This is a genomic window from Bacteroides sp. An19 (assembly GCF_002160215.1).
Lineage (GTDB): Bacteria > Bacteroidota > Bacteroidia > Bacteroidales > Bacteroidaceae > Phocaeicola > Phocaeicola intestinalis.
In genome coordinates this window covers 180987-202296 of sequence record NZ_NFKD01000001.1, presented here as the reverse complement: position 1 = coordinate 202296, position 21310 = coordinate 180987, and the positions used below count along the sequence as shown (strand labels likewise).

The window sequence follows — 21310 nt, the reverse complement described above, 5'->3', positions numbered from 1 at the left end:
CTTTCCTTTGTTTCCTCCATGGTTTACATTTGCCTGAAATAATCATTGGTAAATCGTAAATTGCTAAATCGTAAATGACATGTTGCTAATCGAACGAACCGAACAACTCCGGGCACTGACCGGCAACTACTACGCCAACAACGTCTTCACGAAGGTGGAAGGCGACATCGAGCAGGCCACCGAAGAACTGGCACGGCTGGTGGGCGAAGGGGTCATTGCCCTGGCAGAAAAAGCAGACGACAGCGACCCGCTGCGACGGCTGGTGCAGCGTCCTATCGCCATCCTTGCCACCCTGCGCATGTACCAAAAAAACGACTTGAGCCACGAAGACGACGGGCGCAAGTTCAAGGTGTCGACCGACGGCGGCGACAAGCTGCCGTGGGAGTGGCAGCTGGACCGCGACGATGCCCTGCAGATGGAAGCGTACTACCGTGCCGTAGATTCGCTCATCACCTACCTGAACAAGACCAAGCCCGAAGAGTGGACCTCTACAAGCCTGTACCGTGCCACCCGGCAGCTTATCGTGCGTAGCGGGGCGCAATTCGACATGTATTTTCCCATCAACCGCAGCGAGCGGACATACCTGCTGCTGGTGCCTTTCATCCGCGAAGCGCAGCTGATGACCGTGGCGGATGCCTACGGAACAGACTGGCAGAAGCTCTTAGACGAAGACTTGGACACGGACGCGTCCAAGTCCGAGAGTGCGGCACACTATGCCGCCGCCATGGCGGTGTGCCTGCTGGCAATGGGCACCGCCCTCTGCCGGTTGCCGCTCAAACTGCTGCCCTGTGGCGTGGTGCGCGGTTACCTTGCCGAGAGCGGGATGCGCGACAGCGAACCGGCAAGCCTCGATGACGTGCGCCGTGCCTCCGACTGGATGCGTGCCGACGCCGCACGCTGGATAGACAAGATGAAGCGTGCCCGCGACGGCAGCGAACCCGATTACGAGCTGCTGCCCCGGAACCACCCGCGCAACAAGTATTGCCGGTTATAGACCCTCCATTATTAACTATTCACTATTAACTAAAAATGACTGTTACCCAACGACCCCGACCTCGTGAGTTCTGCGCCACCATGCAGGACTACATCATCGATACCGACGCTACCATCACCTTTGCCGTCTATTACGGAGGCAAGAAGATACTGGACGAAGAATACGTGCCCGACGCACAGAACCGGGTGCGCATCCGCCGCTTGGGACGCTTCTGCGAGCTGGCGCTGTGGGGTGAGTGGTGCGACGGCGAGATGTATCTGCAAACGTCGGCATCGGGAACTTTCTCTTTCTACATCAACAACGTAAAAGACGCCGATTCGCTAGTCATCTATTCCTTCCTTCAGACCCGCAAGTCGGCAGACTCGCCGGGCGTATTGAGCGGAGTGGACCGGAAGGTGACCCGCCCCGGCGTGCCCGAATACGTGAGCGGATTCCCGTATGCCGGCGGTTGCATCGTGAACGGCATCCTGACTGACGGGACGGAGAAGAGCCAGACCCTGGCACTGGGTGGAGGACAAGACCAGATATGCACGATTGATGCAGGATACGGGCGCATCTGTTCCCTGCTCGGGGTAGAAAGCCTGCAAAGCTACAGGCTCAGCCTGAACGGCGGCAGTATGGAGTTTCTGGCAGACACCACGCCCTACGCCGAGCGGTGGGTGTTCCGCTTCAAGAACGTGTACGACATGCCCGAAACCCTGTGCTGCACGGGTGGGCTTTCCGTAGCCGGGAGCAGCGAAGACGACACGGCATCGATGTACGGGGTGGAACGCAAGTTCGGGCTGAAGGTGACCGACGAATACACGGCACGAAGCGGCATCATCCACCTGCGGTCGGAATACAAGCTGTGGCACAACCTGCTGAATGCCCGTGAGGTGGAGGTTTGGAACGGGTCGGAGTGGCTGCCCATCATCATCACCAAGCAGAAGCTGGAGCGTGACTTCCGCCGCTCGGTGCTGTCCACCGTAGAGTTCTCGTTCCGCATGGCAGACCCGACACAGAACAACTTGATAGAGTGAAGAACTTTTTAAATGAAGAATGAAGAATTAAGAATGCCATGCGTGCGAAGCGATTCTTCATTCTTAATTCTTAATTAAAAAATTATGGTTGACATCAAACGATTCAGAGAATGGCTTATTGAATTAAAGGAGAACGTTAACGGACAAGCTAAAGACGTTCAGATAGAAGGCATTGCGCTCGCCGTGCGCGAAGGGCACATCATCCGCAAGCTGCGTGACCGGCGCGGCGTTATCCTGTGTGCCAAATATCCCGATGCCACAGTGGATGGGGATGCCGATAACTTCAGCAGCGGCAACGACATGGTGCTGTTCCTCTTGGAGAAAGTGCCGTCGGGCAGTCAGAGTGACGAAGACGAACTGGCGCATTATGCCGCCCTGCAGCAGCTGATGCTGGTTCTTCGCAACCGCCTGATGGATTCCCCTTTTGTCTGCGACAACGAAATGCAGGTTGTGTCAGGACTTACCATCGAGTGGGAATACGACATCTTCGGAGGCTGGAACGGGCTGAGCATCGGATTCAAGCTGCAAGACTATGCGTGATAACTATTGGCTTCTAACTCCCTCTAACTCCTTTAACTCCTTAACTTCTTAACTCCTGACAAAAAATGACCGAACTATACATCGACGGCGTTTCCGCCGTATTGCCAAAAGACTTCAGCGTGCAGGTGAAGCGTGAGAATCCGCTTTTCACCAAAAACGGCGAATATACCTACGACATCACCCTGCCGCTCGGCAACCCGACCAATGCGGAGCTTTACAAACACCTGAACCGCCTGAACTCGGTGACAGAAGTGGCAAGCAAACGAACTGCCATTCTGATAGCCGACAACCGGGTGTACTGTGACGGCACCGAAATCATCACAGGATGGACAGATGAGAGCGTGAGCATACAGATAGCCAGCGGAAACTCGGAACTGAACTATATCATCGGCAACGACCTGCAGATTTCTTCGCTTTCCGGCATGCCGGTGACAGCGGCCATTACCAAGAAGGCAGCGGTTGAACATATCGAGAAGCGTTATCCGGATGTAGACTATTGCCTGACCATGGTGTACGACCGCGACGGAGAAGAGATTCTTAATCCATGGGTCAATCTCACTACGGGATCTCCGGATCTGACCCCTGGGAATGTAAGCTCTTTGGGGTCCGTATCTCCCGACCTTGACCGTTTCATCCCGCAGCCTTACCTGTGTGTTTATATCAACAGCCTGTTCGAAGCACTTGGATACAAACTGACCGACAACCTGCTGGCCGGCACCGCCTACGAAGACCTGTTTATCTGCCATGCGGTACGTACGATGAAATGGTGCGAGATGCTGCCCGGCTGGAGCGTGGGAGACTTTCTGGAACAGCTGGAACTGATGTTCGACGGTGTGTTTGTAGTAGACAACCGGAGCCGGAACGTGCGTTTCCTTGCCAAACAAAAATATTACCACGCTTCCACCACAAGCCATGTCCGCTGGGTAGAAGATGTGTACGAAGTGGAGACTGCCGATGAAGATGATGAGCCCGAAACCGTAAACATCCTGCAGAGCGATGTGCGGTATGCGTTTCCGGACAATGCGTATTGGCGTGGGAGGTGTCTGCCCGATACGGTGAAGGCTGCAGCCCGTAAAAGCACCATCGACATAGGGGCTATCCCGCCGCAGCAAGGCGGTTTTGTCGGGCGGATGGATTACTGGTTCGGCTCTTCCCAGCACCAGCAGACAGACACGGTATGGACTGACGGGGAGACCCGGAGGAAAGCATACTACGGAACGATGTCGGGCGAAGACCATGCAGGTGACAGAAACCGATGGATTCTGACAGACGAGTTTGCCGCCATTGAGCGTGCAGACCCCGAACAGGAGGTAGAACTGGAGATAATGCCGGCGGAAATCAGGCAGACAGGCAAAGATTTCTTCCGGGGTGACGGAGCAGGTCTGACTGTTCCTATATATATTCCTATGCCTGTCGTTGACGGAGGTTCGGGAAGTAGCGGTGACGAAGACGATGGCTCCGAAGGGCGTACCCCTGTGTCCGACTTGATCAACAACAGCAGTACGGGAGAAAGTGACGGGACTCCTTCAAAAAACAACATCTTCGTGGCATTTTACGGAGGGGCAGCCTTGCCTGTGGCAAACACCGAGCACTACGTGGTTTTAGACATTCCTTTCGCTTATACAGACGAATATCTCTATGTGTGGGACAGCAATACCTATATACAGACCAACACCGAGGGCAAGACGCTCCGGCTGACGGACCTGCAAACCTGCTTTTGGGAAGGCACATTAGACGTAGACCAGCGCAACGAAATCAAGCTGACCAGCCACGATCCCAACCTGTACGACCCGCGGGGCGTTTTCGAAATCCGCAACAAACGATACGTGTGCAAGGAGATAGAATACACCCTCGATGCCAACGGGCGCAAAGGGGCATGGACCGGCACGTTCTACCCCGCCAAAATCAGCGACACCGAAGCAGACGCACGCTGGATTCTGGCAGACGGCAAGTGGCGTGACGGCGGCGTGTGGCTCGATAACGGACGCTGGCTGGACAGTTAAACCGTAAATAGTAAATCGTAAATGGCTAAATAGTAAACAAGATGGCTAAATAGTAAACAAGATGGCTATCAGTATAAGAGATTTCCGCATGGCTATCCGTATCGACAACTCGGAAGCCAAAGCCAAATTCGACGAGACCAAACGCCAGCTGGAGCAAGTAACCGCAGAAATGCAGAAACTTGCCGATGCAGGCAAAAAGAACTCGGCCGAATACAAGGCACTCAAAAAGAGTCAGGACGAACTGAACCGCTCGCTCTACAGCCAGCGGCTGGAAGCGGGGCGCACCGCATTGACCTATAACGAACTGCGCAAGGGAGCTTCGCAATTGCGCCGCGCGATGAACAACGTCAAGCCCGGCACGAAAGAATGGAAGCAGTATCAGGCCGAACTCCTGCTGACCGAGCAACGGATGAAAGAACTTCGGAACGCATCCACCCAGACCGGACTTTCCATCAGCAAGCTGGCAGACGGATTCAACCGCTATGCGGGCATGGCAGCAGGCGCCATCGCCACCCTGACCGGCATGACCCTCACCATGCGCCAGTGTGTGGATGAATATGCCAAGATGGAAGAAGCCGAGAGCCAGGCCATCAAGTACACCGGCATGACACGGGAGGAAGTGAAGCAGCTGAACGAACAGTTCAAGCAGATGGACACCCGTACCCCACGCGAGGAGCTGAACCGGCTGGCTGGCGAGGCAGGCAAGCTGGGCATTACGGGGGTGGACAACGTGCGGGAGTTCGTCGAAGCGGCGAACCAGATAAACGTGGCACTGGGAGAAGACTTGGGCGAGGAAGCCGTGAACCAGATAGGCAAGCTCAGCCAGATGTTCGGCGACGAGAGCCGGAGCCTGCGCGACAACATGCTTGCCATCGGTTCGGCAGTGAACCAGGTGGCACAGAGCACCAGCGCGTCCGAACCTTACCTGGTGGAGTTCACGGCACGCATGGGCGGCGTGGGCAAGCAGGCAGGCATGTCCGTCACCGATATCATGGGATTTGCTTCGGCACTCGACCAGAACATGCTGCGCTCGGAGATGGCGAGCACGGCACTGTCCGGTCTCATCCTACGCATCTACCAGGAACCGGCAAAGTATGCCCGGCTGGCACAGATGGATGTGGAGGAGTTCACCCGGCTGATGCAGACCGATGTCAACGCAGCGGTCATCTCGTTCCTGGAGGCCCTCAACAAGATGGGCGGCATGGCGCAAATCGCCCCGGTGCTGAAAGAAATGCAGCTCAGCGGAGCCGAAGCGGCAAGCGTCATCAGTACCTTGGCGGGCAATGTCGACCTGGTGCGCCGTGAGCAGGAGAACGCCAACAAGGCTTTTGCCGAAGGCACGAGCATCACCAACGAATACAACGTGCAGAACAACACCGTGCAAGCCGGGCTGGAGAAGGCACGCAAAAACTTCCAGGAAGTGCGGATAGAGCTGGGCGAACGGCTGGAGCCGGTGATGAAGAACCTTATCAGCTTCGGCAGCCTGACCGTAAAGGGGCTGCTTTCGCTCATCAAGGCTTTCGACGACTACCGGGGTGTCATCATTACGACCACTACGGCGGTGGGGCTGTACACGGCAGCGGTAAACATTTCCGTCATTGCCGACAAGGCGAAAGTGCTGTGGACGGGACGCATCGTCACGGGCATGAAGTCGCTCTTCACCCTTCTGCGTGCCAACCCGTGGGGCATCGCCGCTACCGCGGTAGGAGTGTTGGTAGGCGCACTGATTGACTGGAACCGAAACCAGATTGCCGTCAGCGATTCAATGAAGAAGATGAACGGCGAACTGGCGAACGAACAAAAAGCCGTCGGCCGTTTGTTCACATCTTTGCAACAAGCCGGCGATGGTACCGAACGGCGCAAAGAACTAATCGATGAAATCAACAAACGCTACGGAACTTACTTGCCTAACCTGCTGACCGAAAAGAGCAGTTTGGACGAAATCAAGGCGGCATACGACCGCATCAATACTTCGCTGACACAACAGATTGCCCTGAAATATAAAAACGAAGAAGCAAGCCAAGTGACCGAAAAGGCCGCTTCCAAGCAAATGGACTATTTAGAAAGCCTGCGCCAATCGGTGACCAAACTGACAGGCAGCGACCAAGAGGCCGCCAGTTTCATCCAAGACCTGCGCAGCATGGCGGATGCAGCCGTACAGGGTGGAGACTACCGGAAAGGAGTAGGAAATACTATGGCGACGCTTGAAAAAGAATACCTTGCCGGACGAAAGCTGACCGCCAGCATGAAAGATGACATCATGGACTACATGAACAGTGTCTATCAACTGGATATTGCCCTTGATGACATCAACAAGAAGTACGAAGGTTGGATGCCGAAGCAAAACGATGAGGTGTCATCGAGCGAATTGCCGGAAGTTACCGTAACAGGAACGAAACCGATAACCACAGGTACGACCGGAACGCCTGCCGCTTCCGCTTCCGGAAACGATGCACTGGAAGCCGCCTACCGCGAGCGGCTGAACATCATCAAGCAGAACTACCTGGACCAGAAGATTACCGAAGAGCAGTACCGCCAAGAAATGTACAACGAAGAAATGGGCTACCTCGCCGCACGCCGGGACCTGCTGGAGAAAAACGGCGAAGACACCTCCCAGATACAGGGGCAGATATACGACAAGCTGATAGCCGAAGCCAACCGCGCATACGAAGCGCAGAAGAACGCCGACTTCGGCAAGGCGGAATCGGATGCCGAAAAAGAAAGGCAAGCCGCCAAGCAGGCATTCATCAGCGGCGACATCGCCGACGAAGAAGCCTACCGCCAGCGGCTGCTCGACATCGAACGGGAGTATCTGGAGGAGCGCAAGCGGCTGCTGGAGAAGTATGGCATGGATACCACCGAAGTGGAAGGGCAACTGCTGGATAGGAGAGTGGAGCAGAAGCAAGGCGATAACCGCCAGCAGGAACGCGACCGGCGCACGCAGCGGGAAGAAGGGTTCAGAGCCATAGACAGCACAGACGACTTCGGGCAGAAGAACGATATCTTGAATCAGATGTACGCCGATGATTTGGTCAGCTTCGAAGAATACCAGGAAGAGAAAACACGCATCGCCGAAGAACAAGAAGAGATGCGCAACGAAATTGCCCAAGCGGCAATGCAAGTGGTCGGTCAGGCGGCTTCATCCGCCAGCCAGCTGATAAGTGCCTTGCAAGACCGTGAGCTGAGCCAGGTGGAAGCCAAGTATAACAAGGAGATTGCCGCCGCCCGGAAGGCAGGCAAGGACACCACCAAGCTGGAAGAAGAAAAAGAGGCGGCAATGAAAGAGGTCAAGAAGAAATACGCCGACGCACAATTCGCCATGAGCGTATTGCAGGTGACGGCAAGCACCGCCGTAGCAGCTATGGAGGCATACAAGGCAATGGCAGGTATTCCTGTTGTCGGTCCTGCTTTGGGTGCTGCCGCTGCGGCAGCAGCTGTTGTTGCCGGAGCCGCCCAAATCGCCGTCGCCAAACAGCAGCGCGATGAAGCCAAGGGTCTGTACTCGGGCGGTTACTCTAATGACTACATCGAAGGCTACACCGCCCAAGGCAACCCGCACGATACCGCCGGAGTCATCCCCGTACACAAGAATGAGTTCGTCGCCAACCACGAGGCAGTGGCAAACCCCGCCGTCAAACAGTTCCTCGATGTGTTCGACGTGGCGCAGAAGCGGGGCACCATCCGGATGCTCAACACCACGCAGATCCTGGAGCAGGTGCGCACCCGTGGCGGACGCTACGAAGGCGGATACACCGATACCGGCACGGGTGATGCCCGCTCATCAGCGTCACCCTTTGCCGGAATGACGGCAGAACAACGCTCACAGGTGGTGGTACTGCTACAGGAAAACAACCGCCTGCTGACCATCCTGACAGAAAAAGAACTGGTGGTAGACCCCCGCAAAGTGCGTGACGCCATCAACCGGGTGAACCGCCTGGAGAAGAACGTGAGCCGCTGAACGCTGTCCTTTTCCCAACATATTTGCCCTCTTACCTTTGCCGTAAATAGTAAATCGCTAAATAGTAAATAGAAGTGGACGTATACGAAGCTATAGACCGGATGCGGGAATTAAGCCGCTTGCGCATTCCTTTCTCTTTCTCCTTCATGAGCTACAGCATAGCGCGCAGGAAAAGCGAAGGAATCGTCACGGTATGCCGTGCCCGGCTCTGCAAACAGAACCGCAAGGAGCGCAACCGCTATTCTGACTATATGCTGAACTACATCGACCTCGATACAGGCAAACAGGCATCGTGCTGGCAACCCTTATTGCTAACATTTAACGACAACGAACTGCAACTGAAGTAATGGATACCAATTATGAACAGATAATCCCCTGGAACGGAGCACAAGACACCGGCTACGACGTACGCATGAAATGGATGCGCAACTTTGCCAAGATTGCTGCTGCCTTAGCCGAGCTGTCCGACAAGGATGAAGAGTGGAATGACAAAATCGAAGGCATCCTGCAAGAACTGAAGAACTTTCTCCGCAAGGATAAAGCGGACGCCACCCGTTTCCTCCTCACACTATACGCCGGTGCGGTGTTCGGCAAAGAAGGTTTCGCTTCCGGCCTTTCGGGGTTCGGTGCAAAGATTGACGAGAACGGGAACGGTGAGATGCGCGGCCTTACACTGTGGGAATGGCTACAGGTGCCTGAACTCCGGTACAACCGCGTGGAGGTCTATCTTGGCATACGGTGGAACACGCCAGGGGCAGGGATCATCCTCACCTGCACACCGGATACGGACGATGAAGGGAATACGCTGTCCACGGGCACATGTACGCTGAAACTCGAGGACGGCGAGATGGGTGCCGTGTCGAATGATGACATAGCAATGGGCATCTACCACTTCGGGAATGACCTTGACGCTACCGGGGACAGTGACGACAGCAAAGGTAACTTTAAGTTCGCAGGGTTCGCCACTTCTTATTTCCGCATAACGGGTGTTTCCGGTAATTCAAATGATACGTTCACCTATTCCCTGCGTCCTGGATATACGGTGCATCCGCAGCCGCAGATGCATTTCTCCTGCTACGGGAACTTCACGAATGCATCACGCCAGTCTAGCATGTACCAGACACGCAGCTACATCCGCATGATAGTGAACCAGAACACATGGGAGATCGGTGCGGCCAACATACGGTTCCAGATAGGAGACCTCACCAACCTTAACATCCACGGCCTGTCCGCCAGCGGCTACGGCATGTACGGCACGAACGTGTTCTTCACGGGTGAGGTCACGCAGCTGAAACCTGACGGAACGCCGATAATGACCGCCAACGACAGGGGTGCATGGAAGAGCGGACACTACGACTATTATGACCGCGTGAGCCATGACGGGTGTATATGGCTGTGCGTGAACGAAGACGGTACATCATCGGTTCCTTCGCGCAACAATCCGGACTGGCTGCTGCAGGTGGACAAGGGGCAGGATGGGCAGGACGGAACTTCTTTCCGCATACTCGGTTCACTGGGCAGCTCATCCGAACTTCCGCAGGACGGGAATGAAGTCGGGGACGGCTATCTGATAGACGGGCACCTGTGGGTGTGGAACGGAACAGGGTGGAGCGATGCCGGCAACATACAGGGACCGGCAGGCCAGAGCGTGGTGAACATGGGAGGATGGTACAGCGGCATGGTCGTGCCTTACCTCGGTGTGGTCAGGATGGGCAACGCTACCTTCATGTGCATCAACACGGGCGGTACCACCAACCCTCCTTACTGGACACTGACAGACAAGGGTGGAGACAGGCTGACGGACAAGGACGGCGGCTACCTGCTTACGGGAGAAATCAACAATGCCGAATACCAGCTGATAGCCGCTGACGGTACGGACGGAAAGGACGGTGAACAGGGACCGGAGGGCGTACCGGGTACGGACGGCAAGGACGGGAAAACCCTGTACACGTGGATACGTTATGCGGATGACGCGCAAGGGACAGGAATAACGAATGACCCTTCAGGCAAGGAGTATATCGGGTTCGCTTACAACAAGGAATCGCAGCTGGAAAGCAATGACCCCGAAGACTACACCTGGTCTTTGATTAAGGGTACGGACGGCGTACCGGGCGAGAAGGGAGAGGACGGCACCCAGTACTGGACGTGGATTGCCTATTCGGACAACGCCGACGGCAACCCGATGTACCAGCAGCCCACGCCGTCTACAAGATACATAGGGATAGCCGTCAACAAGCTCACCCAGCAGGAAGGCACAGACCCGTCCGAATACACATGGTCTCTTTTCAAGGGAGACAAGGGTGACAAAGGAGACCAGGGACCTCAAGGAGTTCCGGGTGAGCCGGGAAGGGACGGAAAGACTTATTATACATGGATAAGGTATGCCGACGACGCCCAAGGCACGGGAATCAGCAACGACCCCACGGGCAAGGAGTACATCGGATTCGCCTATAACAAGACTACCGCCGTCGAGAGTGACACGCCCACGGACTACACGTGGAGCCTGATTAAGGGCGAGAAAGGCGAGGACGGAGCCAGCCCCGTCAACATGGGCGGATGGTACAGCGGGATGTTCGTTCCCTATATGGGCATCGTCCGCATGGGAGGGGCATCGTGGCAGTGCATCAATAAAAACGGCACATCGACCCCCCCGCTGTGGACGGTGACCGACAAGGACAGCAACCGATTGCTCCAGACGCAGGACGGCGGGGCGACCTATGGCTATATCCTTACCGGAGAAGAGAACACCGCGGAATACGTACTGGTCGCACGGGACGGCACAGATGGGGCGGAAGGCGTGCCAGGTACACCCGGCAAGGATGGAAAGACCCTTTTCACTTGGATTCGTTACGCCGATGACGCACAGGGTACAGGCATCTCTGACCATCCCAGCGGGAAAGCCTTTATCGGATTCGCCTACAACAAGGAATCCTCATTGGAAAGCAACAATCCCGAGGACTACACGTGGAGCGACATAAAGGGCGAACAGGGCGTGCCGGGCGAGAAAGGTGCGGACGGTACGCAATACTACACCTGGATTGCCTACTCGGACAATGCCGACGGCAGCGGCATGTACCAGCAGCCCAAGGACACCACACTGTATATCGGGATTGCGGTGAACCAGCTGACACAGACGGAGAGCGGCGACCCCGCCGACTACACGTGGAGCAAGTTCAAGGGCGAGAAAGGCGACAAGGGTGACCAAGGCCCACAAGGCGTACCCGGCGAGAAAGGGGCAGATGGCGTGACCCACTACACTTGGATTCGCTACGCGGACAATGCGCAGGGTGGAGGCATCAGCAACGACCCGACCGGGAAATCCTACATCGGCTTCTCTTACAACCAGGCTGTGCCCAACGAGAGTAACGACCCGACAGACTACACCTGGAGCCTTATCAAGGGCGAGAAAGGCGACAAAGGCGACCAAGGCGTGCCCGGAGCCAAGGGAGAGGACGGCACACAGTACTATACATGGATAAAGTATTCAGACAACGCTGACGGAAGCGGTATGTATGATACTCCTAAATCGTCCACTGTCTACATAGGCATTGCCGTTAACAAGACCAGTCAGACCGAGGGGAATAACCCTTCTGATTATACATGGTCGCAGTTTAAGGGGAATAAAGGCGACAAGGGAGACCAAGGTGACGGATATACCCACATGGGACAATGGAAGTCCGGTATGGTCGTACCTTATATGGGCGTTGTCACGATGGGTGGCAGTTCGTTTGTCGCCAAAGTAGCCACGACAAACCCACCACTATTCACTTTGACTGACAAGGACGGGAACAGGCTGACCGACAAAAACGGGAACTACCTGCTTACCGGAGAGACGAACACAGCCGAATATGACGTGCTCGCAGAACGCGGCCAGAACGGGCTTGACGGCCTGCAGGGGGATAAAGGTGAACAAGGCATACCGGGCGAGAAAGGCGCGGACGGCAAGACGACTTACTTCCACATCAAGTATTCAGCCAACGAGAACGGGAATCCGATGTCGGAAACGCCTAATGTCTATATTGGTACATATGTAGACTTCACACAGGAAGACAGCACGGACTACACCAAGTACGCATGGGCGAGATTCCAAGGCATTCAGGGTGACAAGGGCGAACAGGGTATTCCCGGCTACAACGGCGAGGACGGCAAGACCTATTACCTGCACATCAAGTATTCGGATGACGGCGGCAAGACGTTCACAGGGAACAACGGAGAGGACACGGGCGAGTACATCGGCGTGCTGACCGACCTGAACGCGAGCGACAGCAATACGCCTTCCGATTACAAGTGGTCGAAGATGAAGGGAGACGGTTACACGCAGATGGGCAAGTGGAAATCGGGCATGGCTGTACCCTATATGGGAGTGGTCACGATGGGCGGAAGCTCTTATGTTGCGAAGCATTCCACGACCAATCCGCCCCTTTGGACACTCACTGACAAGAACGGGAACCGTCTTACCCATAAGAACGGGAACTACATTCTGACAGGAGAAACAAACACGGCGGATTATGATTTACTTTCTCAAAAGGGAGATGTCGGTGAAAAAGGAGAACCGGGTAAAGACGGTGAAAAGGGAGAACAAGGTGACAAGGGTGATAAAGGTGACAAAGGCGACAAGGGAGAACAAGGTGACAAGGGTGACAAAGGAGATAAAGGAGACAAGGGAGACAAAGGGCTTCAAGGTATTGACGGATGCGTGGTACGTACATCAGAATGGGCTACAGGCGTGGAATACCGGAATGACAGCAATATCACGGACGGCAGTCTGCCTGTCAGGTATATAGACGTGGCGTTGGTACGTAATGACTCGACAGCCACCGGATGGGATGCATACCGTTGCCTCCGTACGCACAAGTCGAACTCAAGCATAACCTATACGAATACCTCATACTGGCAGAAGTTCGCCACAAATACGACAGCAATCTTCACCTCGCTCATCATCGCGAAGAATGCCAAGATAACGTTCCTGCAAGGCAACCAGCTGCTGGTACAGAAGTCTGACGGTACAGTTACCGCCGGTCTGTCAGGCAGCGAATCGGGTGCAAAGATACGTATCTGGGTAGGTTCGTCCACTCCGGATACTGCGCCGTTCAGAGTGGATGAATACGGGAACCTTACTTCGAACAAGGCTAACATTACCGGGACAATCAATGCGACCAGCGGAAACATAGGGGGATTTACGATTGGCAACGGCTATATTGGGGCAAACTCCACAGCCGGAGGTTCGGGTGGCTCGTTGTCTATAAACGACTCTTTCATCCGTACCGGCAGCACGTCATGCTACGCATTCATCGGGTCAAGGGTGTTTCCGGCATCCATGGGGGGCATGTACACATCAGCAGGGCGTTTCGAGAACCATGAGTCCAATTCGTTGTCCGGTCACTTCGGAATCTACATAAGTGTGGACGGTGCAAAGGGGTACGATGATACACCGAGCTACGGAAACCATGCGCTGTATATTCCCAAAGGGGACTTGTGCGGTGTGCGTTTCAGGACAAGGCGTCTTGATTCGAGCACGTCCATTACCGTATATGACACATTCATCATTGCGATTAGGGCAGGTATCACCATTACCCTTCCTTCCGCTCCGGAAGACGGGCAGTTCTATTTCATCACCAACAGGTCAGCTGACGGCATTACGATAGCTTGTGCAAATAAGCTGATGGTTTACAATGACACAAGCAAGGTGTCCACTGTGGGGCTGGCAAGGGGGAAAGCTGCATTTGTATATTACGATAGCGTTAACGCTGCATACAACTGCAGCTGGTTAGGAAACTTTGATTCATAATCAGATATGGGAAAGAAAATCAATTTCAGCAGAATCGAGTTCAAGACGGACATATCCGGAAAGACCGTTTTCGTACAGGACATACGCGAGGACTTTGCGAACCTCGTCTACACGAAATGCTCCGGAATCGCCGCGCTTGAGCTTGCACGGAAAATCTACAACTCCAAGGATGAGGAGGAGTACGATGACAGGGAGTGTGAACTGATAAGGGCGTGTGCCGATACATGCACGCCGCAGCTTATCGAGAGTATAACCAAATTATTGGAATGATATGATAGTGAAAGCAGGGAACGGGTGTTATCTGACCGAGAGTTACGATACACCGATTGAGAACAGAAGGTTCGAGAAGCAGGTTATAGTCTCATCCGCAGAAGAACTTTCGATGTGGAGGGAAATCACGGAGACCGAGAAGGACAAGATGATCATGCAGCAGCAGCTTTTCCAAGTGGACAATGTTGATTATGCCTACTTGGAAAAAGTGGGTACGCTTATCGGCGGCATCGCGGCAAAGGTAAACGATGCAAACCTTACGGACGCGCAGGCCATTGAAATGAAAGGATTCTTCCCTAAATGGAAGGACGAAATCGGAAACGAGCATTACGCAGGCTTCAAGTTCCAATACGGGGAAACGCTGTATAAAGTGCTGCAACCCCATACGTTCGCGGCAGAATGGGTTCCGGGCACCGGAACGGAATCGCTGTACAAGGTGGTTCAGGAAGAGCACGAGGGCACGAAGGACGACCCGATACCGTGGGAGCACAACATGGAACTTGTGGAAGGGCTGTACTACACCGACAAGGATGTTCTTTACCTTTGCATCCGCGACAGCGGCATCGCACTGTCGTATGACCTTGCCGACCTCGTTTCGGGCGGATATGTCAAACCGGTCACGGAAGAAGAGCCGTCCGCACCTGACGGGACGCTGGAGAACCCGATACCCTACACGCCCGGAAAGACGGAGCTTGTCAAGGACAAGTATTACACGGAGGACGGCACTACCTACCTGTGCATCCAAGACGCAGGGGTGCAGGTATACAAGCTGGGCGAGATTCCGGCAATAGCACAGGAGGTGTGACGGGGTATCATGATACAAAACTAAGACTAAAACTGAATTACTAACTAAAAAATTAAGATTATGGCTGACAGAAAAGAAAATGAATTGACGAAAGCGAACAACTTCGAATATGTACGCGCATTGGATTCTAACGGGAACTCTATCCAAATATCAAAATCAGACCTTGTATCAGTTCTGGAAGGACTATTACCGGAAGCCTCCAAGGATAAGAAGGGGTTGATGCCAACATCTTATATAAGTTATTACCCTCTATCCCATTGGGGAACAGCAGGTACACCTGCTTTGGTTAAAATAGCAAAAATGGAAAAACAATCAGGTGCCGTATTTCCTTTAGGAATGTTACTTTGGCAAAAAAATGTAGGTTCTGCTACTACATTTGTCATTGCGAGCGTGGTAAATCGTACAGAAGGTATAATTGCAGCCAATAAGAATTTAGGATTATCCAATCAAAAATTTAAACTGTATTATAAAGAGGAAGGAGATTATTTATCTGTATATATCTTGTTAGAGAGTTTTGTTTCTGCATATGTATGTTTTGCAAATACAGAAGGACTTGAAAATAATGAATTTATTGCAGAAAGGCAATCTTCAACAGATACATCTGGATTAACTCTATTCCCTAACGTATAACAACAACAGCAGTCACGCCAATAGTTAGAAATGTATTGGCGTGACTGCTGTTTACCGCTATGATATTCCAATTTTCGTAAATGTTCCATCTAATGTATTGTCAGTATAAACAATATTTTCAGATGAGAAACCAATAAGAGATATATTGTTACTGGCCTCTGTATTAAAGTATACATATAATTCAGAATTTTTTTGGTAAAACTCAATTCTTGAATCATCGCCAAATATCTTATACACAAAAAATTTTGTCGGTTCACCTGATATTTCAACAACGCAAAAAGAATATAAAGAGCCTTTAGATTCATCGGACAAACAGATTAAGCCCCCTTTACGTATCCAACGAGAATTTGATTTAGTGTATAATTTAGCCATTTTAGTTCCTTGAACAAAAAAATATTTCACGGAATATTTATATAAATCAGCACTCATCAGACCTTTATTAGAAGTAGTGACCACAGGCAGTAGTCCTTCCAGTGCTCGGTAACGAATCTATACACTTCAATATAAATTACTCCGAACTGGAAGAACTGTTGCCAGAAGCTACTTCGGAAAAGAAGGGACTGATGAATGCTGATCTATATAAACATTTGTTTCCCTTAGTGACAGTTGGTACCTCAAATACTCTAACTTATACAAAAATAGAGTTTGAATATAATTCAAAAACAAATATACTAATAGGTTTATGTGGAAATAATGGATATGGAGGTTCTATATATAATTATAGAAGAGTAAATGAATCTCATTATGTCACAAAACTATCAGGGAATGGAAATTTCGGATTTAAATATATTAGAGATTCGAGTAAATATGAATTGTATATCGAAGGATTAGGCTCTTGGGGAGAATGTGGAATACTTATGCTTAATGGTAGTATTAAGTCTGTAACATCTATATCTGAAATACCCAGTTCAGCTACTGATGCTCAAGCAAAATAAGGGGATAGTAGGCACTCACGTGCCTACTATTACTTATCGTAACTAAACAGTTCTCCAATTAGACCATCCGTTATATTTCCTCCGAGTATATATTATACCTCTATTTGCATCAATTACTACTTGTGCTATTCTTTCACTTTCTCTTGAATGCCCATAGCATAATATGATTCCATAAGAGATTTCAGTCGATGGAGCATTTACATTGTTTTGGGTGGATGAATAAATAGTATATATTCCATAATCTAATATATTGTTAAAGTCTTCTTCGGGCGATATTCCTTCTTTGGATAAGAAAGGATTCATCAGTCCTTCCAGTTCGTATAAAAACAACAACCCATGTCAACGCCTATTACCTTTGTATTCTAATTTGCAAAAGGAAATAACATGGATAAGATTCGCTACAGACTGGTTTATAACCGCAAGAAGAAACTGAACAAGCAAGGAACGGCATTAGTGCAAGTGGAATGCTCACTGAACGGGCGGAAGATATACCTTACAACGAATGTATACCTAAGACCGGAATGCTGGGATAAGGAGGTGTCGCAAGTGTGCAACCATCCGCAGGCGTTGGAATTGAACGCCATGCTATACGAGTATATACTGAAGCTCCAGTCGATTGAGATAGCTTACTGGAAACGTGCCGTCCCTGTTACGCTATCCTTATTGAAGGCATCGGTGAAGAAACGGGAGAATCCGAATATGACATTCCTGACGTTCGCCAAGAGGGAGATTGACACATCCGACAAGAAGGAGAGCACGAAAGAGAACCTGAAGACTACCGTCACTTTGCTTTCGGAGTTCCGGCAAGGGCTTGACTTCAAGGACATCACCTATTCTTTCCTGAAGGAGTTCGAATCGTTCTTACGGGAGAGGGGGAACAGCGTGAACACGATAGCCAAGCATCTGCGGCAGCTCCGTACCTTGGTCAACGAAGCCATCAACCAAGGTTATATCCATACCGATGCTTATCCGTTCCGCAAGTATAAGATAAAGCAGGAGAAGGGCAGGCATGAGTTCCTTACTCCCGGCGAACTGAAGAAGCTGGAGAGGCTGGAAGTCGAAGACAAGCGGCTCCGCCATGTGCTCGACGCTTTCCTGTTTTGCTGCTATGCCGGTCTCCGGTTCTCCGACTTCTGCCGGTTGAAGCCGGAGAGCTTCATTCGCCTGCACGGCAAGCTGTGGCTGTGCTTCAAGTCGCAGAAGACAGGCTTCGAGACAAAGATACCGCTGTACCTGCTTTTCGGCGGCAAGGCTCTTGATATCCTTGACCGATATGGCGTCTGTGAGTTCACGCGGCTTGGAAGCAATGCCGATGTCAACAGGTCATTGGCACGGATAGCATCCTTGGCAGGGTTGAAGAAGCACATCACCTACCATTCCAGCCGCCATACCTGTGCCACGTTGCTGGTTCACCAGGGAGTGCCGATAACCACCGTCCAAAAGCTGCTGGGTCATACATCCGTGAAGACTACGGAGATTTATTCGGAGGTATTGCCGGGCACGATTGTAAGGGACTTGAAAACAGCATATAGAAGTAAGAATGTTTTATCAAGGAGTCAAAATAACACATTAATGGGTATATATTAGGTAGATTCCTTTAAGAATATACCTGTATTCTACCTTTATCTTGTCCTTTCCGTTATTTAGGCACATATTTATTTTTGTATTTGTATATGACACGCTGTGTCAGTCGATTTGCGTGATCATTGATAAATAGAATGCAAATTTATTAATAGATTTGAACAAAACATCATTTTATGGACTTTCAGCAAATAGTATCAATCATCAGCTCGCTGGTGTCTTCCGTAGCGCTTCCTCTACTTGGAGTGTTCCTGTTCTACGACAGCAAGAAACGCAAGGCGAACGCCGAGGCACGCCGGGCGGAACTGGACAACCTGACCGTGTATGCCGATGAATGGAAAGCACTTTACGAGCAGCGTGACAAGCGGGTGGACGAACTGAATGCCAAGATAGACCAGCTCTATAAGGAGAAGGAGGACGACCGGCAACGCATACGTGAGCTACAGGAGAAGAACACAACGCTTGCCCTCGAGAACACTTCGCTTCGTATCAAGGAGTGTCAGGTGAAAGGTTGCAAAAATCGTATTCCTCCAAGTGATTATTAATTTAAGATTTACCAATATGAGAAAGATTGAACGCATATTCGTACATTGCACGGCAAGCCATCAGACCGCCAGTGTGAATGACATCAAGAATGAGTTTAAAAGAAAGGGCTGGAAGAACCCCGGATACCATTACATCGTAGACCCGGGGGGTGCCATCCATCAGCTGCTCGATGACGAAAAGGTGAGCAACGGCGTGAGGGGCTACAACCAAACCGCCATCAACGTGGCGTACATCGGCGGCATCGATGCGGAGGGCAAAGCCATGGACAACCGCACCGAGCCGCAAAAAAAGGCATTGGCTAAACTCTTGCGGCTGCTTCGTTCCCGATATCCGGACGCAGTGATTCTCGGACACCGTGACATCAGCCCCGACACGAACGGAAACGGCACAGTCGACCCGTGGGAGCGAATCAAGGAGTGCCCGTGTTTCGATGCCAAAACCGAATACGCTGGTTTATGAAAGCCCTACCTTATATAATAATAGGCATAGCCTGCTTCGCCTTGGGCTGGCTGGTACGTCCGGCTGGCAGGCACCCGGCGGTGAAGACCGATACGGTACAGGCACCGCCCATCGTGGTGACGAAGACAAAGGTCGATACGCTGCTGTTGGTTTCTCCCCTACCCTACATTGCATGGCTGACAGGTGACACGATAGAGGTCGACGGGTGCAGGCACGCGAAGGAGCAGAAGATGTACACCGACGATTCCACCTACACGGCATGGGTGAGCGGCGTGCGTCCTTCGCTCGACAGCATCCGCATGTACCGACAGACGCAGTATGTTGACCGTTACATCTACCGTGATGTGTTTCATCAGCCGAAGCCCAAGCGGTTCGGCATCGGACTGAGTGCCGGATATGGTGTGGGCAAGGGCGGTTTGTCGCCTGTGGTGGCACTGACGTTGAACTGGAATCTGTGGCAGTGGTAAAAAATCCCCGAAGCGTTCCGGCTCCGGGGATTGGATTGTCAGTCTATATCGGGGAATTCATTCTTCAGCTTGTCACTTTTCACGGCGAAATTCCGTTGGATATAGTGTTCGGTCGTATCGATACTCTTGTGACGCATGTGCCGCTGCAGTTCCCATGTGTCGATACCGGCATTGACCAAAGCTGATGCGCCGGTGTACTTAAAACTGTACAGCTTGTATTCCGGTGGCAGCCCCAGCTTGTCGCGTATGCGGTCGAACCGGTAGCGGAGCGTGTTCTTCCCTAACATGGCAGGTCCCGGCTTCCCTCCGGTAGAGAAAAGGTAATCGGTGTATTCATACCTGTCCAGTTCCATCGACTTCAACAGCCGGTGCAGCTGGTTCGGGATGTTCACCAGTTCCGTCTTCCCGTTCTTGCTGATGGTACAAGGTATCCGGACTACCCCGTTTTCAAGGTCCAGATGGCCGATGCGCAGCTGGCGCAGTTCGTTCGGTCGGATGGCGCAGTAATACTCCATCAGGCACACCAGCCAAAGCTGCGGGTCATTCCGCTTCATGAAATCGAGCAGCCGCTTCCGTTCCTTGTCCGGTATGGGGCGTGCGGCTTCGTCCGTCTTCCTGCCCATTCTCGGCACATCGCACACCGGATTTTCCGTTATCAGCTTCCGGCTGATAAGATAATCGAAGAAGCCGTGCAGGATTTGCTTGTACTTCTTCACCGAACGGATGCTCAGGTCGTTCACCTTCACAATGTAGCGGAAGAACTCCAGGATGCGCTCCTGCGTAAAGCAACCCACGTGCACCTTGTCCAGCCCCTCGTGTTCCGCCCATTCGTTGAAAATCCGAAGCTTCGACCGGTACGTCTGGTACGAATGCGGGATTACCGTCTCTTTCTTCAGTTGCAAGAAGCCCGACAGGTACATCCGGAGCGAAGGCACGCTTTCCTTCATCTTCCCCCACCGTTCCGCATACTTCTGCATGGCAAGCTCGTCCTCATACGAAACCCTCCTCTTTTCAAACGGCGTCCAGCCCGAAACCAGCTTGTTCCGGATTTCGGCTATCAGCTTGTCCGCATGGGCGTACCGCTCCTTTGCCGTCTTAAGCTTCGCAAATCCGCCGTATTCCCGGAACCGTTTCATCTGGTCCGTGTTCGGGTTCCGGCAGGAGTATTCCACATACCATTGTTTTGTAAGGTCACCGCCAGCGTCTACCAAGTGCGGCGGTATAAGAAATGTCTTTTTCCTTCCCATAATGCTCTGTTTTTTTACGGTTTAGATTTTGACGATTTACCAACCAGACAAAAACAGACATTTATATA

Annotated in this window: 17 protein-coding genes; 15 read left to right on the top strand and 2 right to left on the bottom strand. The window is 52.2% G+C overall.

The annotated features are described in order from the left end of the window. Positions 1-79 precede the first annotated feature (79 nt). The 10 genes from B5F25_RS22690 (at position 80) to B5F25_RS01010 (ending at position 16007) form a co-directional block, all read left to right on the top strand. Complete coding sequence (locus B5F25_RS22690; protein WP_087247056.1) at positions 80-994, top strand: DUF6712 family protein; 915 nt, start codon at positions 80-82, stop codon at positions 992-994. 35 nt (positions 995-1029) lie between these two features. Beyond that, positions 1030-2013: a hypothetical protein gene (locus B5F25_RS01050; protein WP_087247054.1), complete on the top strand. Its 984-nt coding sequence runs from the start codon at positions 1030-1032 to the stop codon at positions 2011-2013. Between the two features lie 84 nt (positions 2014-2097). Further along, on the top strand, positions 2098-2553 hold the full coding sequence (locus B5F25_RS01045) for a hypothetical protein (protein WP_087247052.1): 456 nt from the start codon (positions 2098-2100) through the stop codon (positions 2551-2553). 65 nt (positions 2554-2618) lie between these two features. After that, positions 2619-4556 carry a hypothetical protein gene (locus tag B5F25_RS01040; protein ID WP_087247050.1) on the top strand — a complete coding sequence of 646 codons (1938 nt, stop codon included), beginning with the start codon at positions 2619-2621 and terminating at the stop codon, positions 4554-4556. Positions 4557-4617: 61 nt separating this feature from the next. Next, positions 4618-8514, top strand: coding sequence for a phage tail tape measure protein (locus B5F25_RS01035; RefSeq protein ID WP_087247048.1), 3897 nt, complete (start codon positions 4618-4620; stop codon positions 8512-8514). Positions 8515-8588: 74 nt separating this feature from the next. Continuing rightward, entirely contained in the window at positions 8589-8861 is a 273-nt protein-coding gene (locus B5F25_RS01030; RefSeq protein WP_087208105.1) for a hypothetical protein, read from the top strand. Beyond that, on the top strand, positions 8861-14302 hold the full coding sequence (locus B5F25_RS01025) for a hypothetical protein (protein ID WP_087247046.1): 5442 nt from the start codon (positions 8861-8863) through the stop codon (positions 14300-14302). The genes B5F25_RS01030 and B5F25_RS01025 overlap by 1 nt, the downstream gene beginning before the upstream one ends. A 6-nt stretch (positions 14303-14308) precedes the next feature. After that, on the top strand, positions 14309-14572 hold the full coding sequence (locus B5F25_RS01020; RefSeq protein ID WP_087247044.1) for a hypothetical protein: 264 nt from the start codon (positions 14309-14311) through the stop codon (positions 14570-14572). A gap of 1 nt (position 14573) precedes the next feature. Next, positions 14574-15377, top strand: a complete 804-nt coding sequence (locus B5F25_RS01015; RefSeq protein WP_206423521.1) for a hypothetical protein — start codon at positions 14574-14576, stop codon at positions 15375-15377. Between the two features lie 60 nt (positions 15378-15437). Further along, positions 15438-16007, top strand: a complete 570-nt coding sequence (locus tag B5F25_RS01010) for a hypothetical protein (RefSeq protein ID WP_087247042.1) — start codon at positions 15438-15440, stop codon at positions 16005-16007. Between the two features lie 57 nt (positions 16008-16064). Here the strand turns inward: B5F25_RS01010 and B5F25_RS01005 are convergent, their stop codons facing one another. Next, positions 16065-16436, bottom strand: coding sequence for a hypothetical protein (locus B5F25_RS01005; protein WP_087247040.1), 372 nt, complete (start codon positions 16434-16436; stop codon positions 16065-16067). Positions 16437-16570: 134 nt separating this feature from the next. Between B5F25_RS01005 and B5F25_RS01000 the strand changes: the two genes are divergently transcribed. The 5 genes from B5F25_RS01000 to B5F25_RS00980 all read left to right on the top strand — a co-directional run bounded on the left by B5F25_RS01000 (position 16571) and on the right by B5F25_RS00980 (position 19995). Then, positions 16571-16942, top strand: coding sequence for a hypothetical protein (locus B5F25_RS01000; protein WP_087247038.1), 372 nt, complete (start codon positions 16571-16573; stop codon positions 16940-16942). Between the two features lie 384 nt (positions 16943-17326). Beyond that, entirely contained in the window at positions 17327-18529 is a 1203-nt protein-coding gene (locus B5F25_RS00995) for a site-specific integrase (protein ID WP_087247036.1), read from the top strand. A 170-nt stretch (positions 18530-18699) separates the two neighbouring features. Beyond that, entirely contained in the window at positions 18700-19068 is a 369-nt protein-coding gene (locus B5F25_RS00990; protein WP_087247034.1) for a hypothetical protein, read from the top strand. Positions 19069-19084: 16 nt separating this feature from the next. Further along, positions 19085-19528 (top strand): N-acetylmuramoyl-L-alanine amidase, encoded by a 444-nt coding sequence (locus B5F25_RS00985; protein WP_087247096.1) that lies wholly within the window; start codon positions 19085-19087, stop codon positions 19526-19528. Beyond that, positions 19525-19995 (top strand): DUF6808 domain-containing protein, encoded by a 471-nt coding sequence (locus B5F25_RS00980; RefSeq protein ID WP_087208116.1) that lies wholly within the window; start codon positions 19525-19527, stop codon positions 19993-19995. Before B5F25_RS00985 ends, B5F25_RS00980 begins: the two co-directional genes overlap by 4 nt. Positions 19996-20033: 38 nt before the next feature. Here the strand turns inward: B5F25_RS00980 and B5F25_RS00975 are convergent, their stop codons facing one another. Beyond that, positions 20034-21242 (bottom strand): site-specific integrase, encoded by a 1209-nt coding sequence (locus B5F25_RS00975; RefSeq protein ID WP_087247032.1) that lies wholly within the window; start codon positions 21240-21242, stop codon positions 20034-20036. Positions 21243-21310 lie beyond the last annotated feature (68 nt).

Excerpts from the sequence above, each read along its gene's own strand:
- B5F25_RS22690 (WP_087247056.1), top strand. The coding sequence starts at position 80 with ATGTTGCTAATCGAACGAACCGAACAACTCCGGGCACTGACCGGCAAC.
- B5F25_RS01050 (WP_087247054.1), top strand. The coding sequence starts at position 1,030 with ATGACTGTTACCCAACGACCCCGACCTCGTGAGTTCTGCGCCACCATG.
- B5F25_RS01045 (WP_087247052.1), top strand. The coding sequence starts at position 2,098 with ATGGTTGACATCAAACGATTCAGAGAATGGCTTATTGAATTAAAGGAG.
- B5F25_RS01040 (WP_087247050.1), top strand. The coding sequence starts at position 2,619 with ATGACCGAACTATACATCGACGGCGTTTCCGCCGTATTGCCAAAAGAC.
- B5F25_RS01035 (WP_087247048.1), top strand. The coding sequence starts at position 4,618 with ATGGCTATCAGTATAAGAGATTTCCGCATGGCTATCCGTATCGACAAC.
- B5F25_RS01025 (WP_087247046.1), top strand. The coding sequence starts at position 8,861 with ATGGATACCAATTATGAACAGATAATCCCCTGGAACGGAGCACAAGAC.
- B5F25_RS01020 (WP_087247044.1), top strand. The coding sequence starts at position 14,309 with ATGGGAAAGAAAATCAATTTCAGCAGAATCGAGTTCAAGACGGACATA.
- B5F25_RS01015 (WP_206423521.1), top strand. The coding sequence starts at position 14,574 with ATGATAGTGAAAGCAGGGAACGGGTGTTATCTGACCGAGAGTTACGAT.
- B5F25_RS01010 (WP_087247042.1), top strand. The coding sequence starts at position 15,438 with ATGGCTGACAGAAAAGAAAATGAATTGACGAAAGCGAACAACTTCGAA.
- B5F25_RS01005 (WP_087247040.1), bottom strand. The coding sequence starts at position 16,436 with ATGAGTGCTGATTTATATAAATATTCCGTGAAATATTTTTTTGTTCAA.
- B5F25_RS01000 (WP_087247038.1), top strand. The coding sequence starts at position 16,571 with ATGAATGCTGATCTATATAAACATTTGTTTCCCTTAGTGACAGTTGGT.
- B5F25_RS00995 (WP_087247036.1), top strand. The coding sequence starts at position 17,327 with ATGGATAAGATTCGCTACAGACTGGTTTATAACCGCAAGAAGAAACTG.
- B5F25_RS00990 (WP_087247034.1), top strand. The coding sequence starts at position 18,700 with ATGGACTTTCAGCAAATAGTATCAATCATCAGCTCGCTGGTGTCTTCC.
- B5F25_RS00985 (WP_087247096.1), top strand. The coding sequence starts at position 19,085 with ATGAGAAAGATTGAACGCATATTCGTACATTGCACGGCAAGCCATCAG.
- B5F25_RS00980 (WP_087208116.1), top strand. The coding sequence starts at position 19,525 with ATGAAAGCCCTACCTTATATAATAATAGGCATAGCCTGCTTCGCCTTG.
- B5F25_RS00975 (WP_087247032.1), bottom strand. The coding sequence starts at position 21,242 with ATGGGAAGGAAAAAGACATTTCTTATACCGCCGCACTTGGTAGACGCT.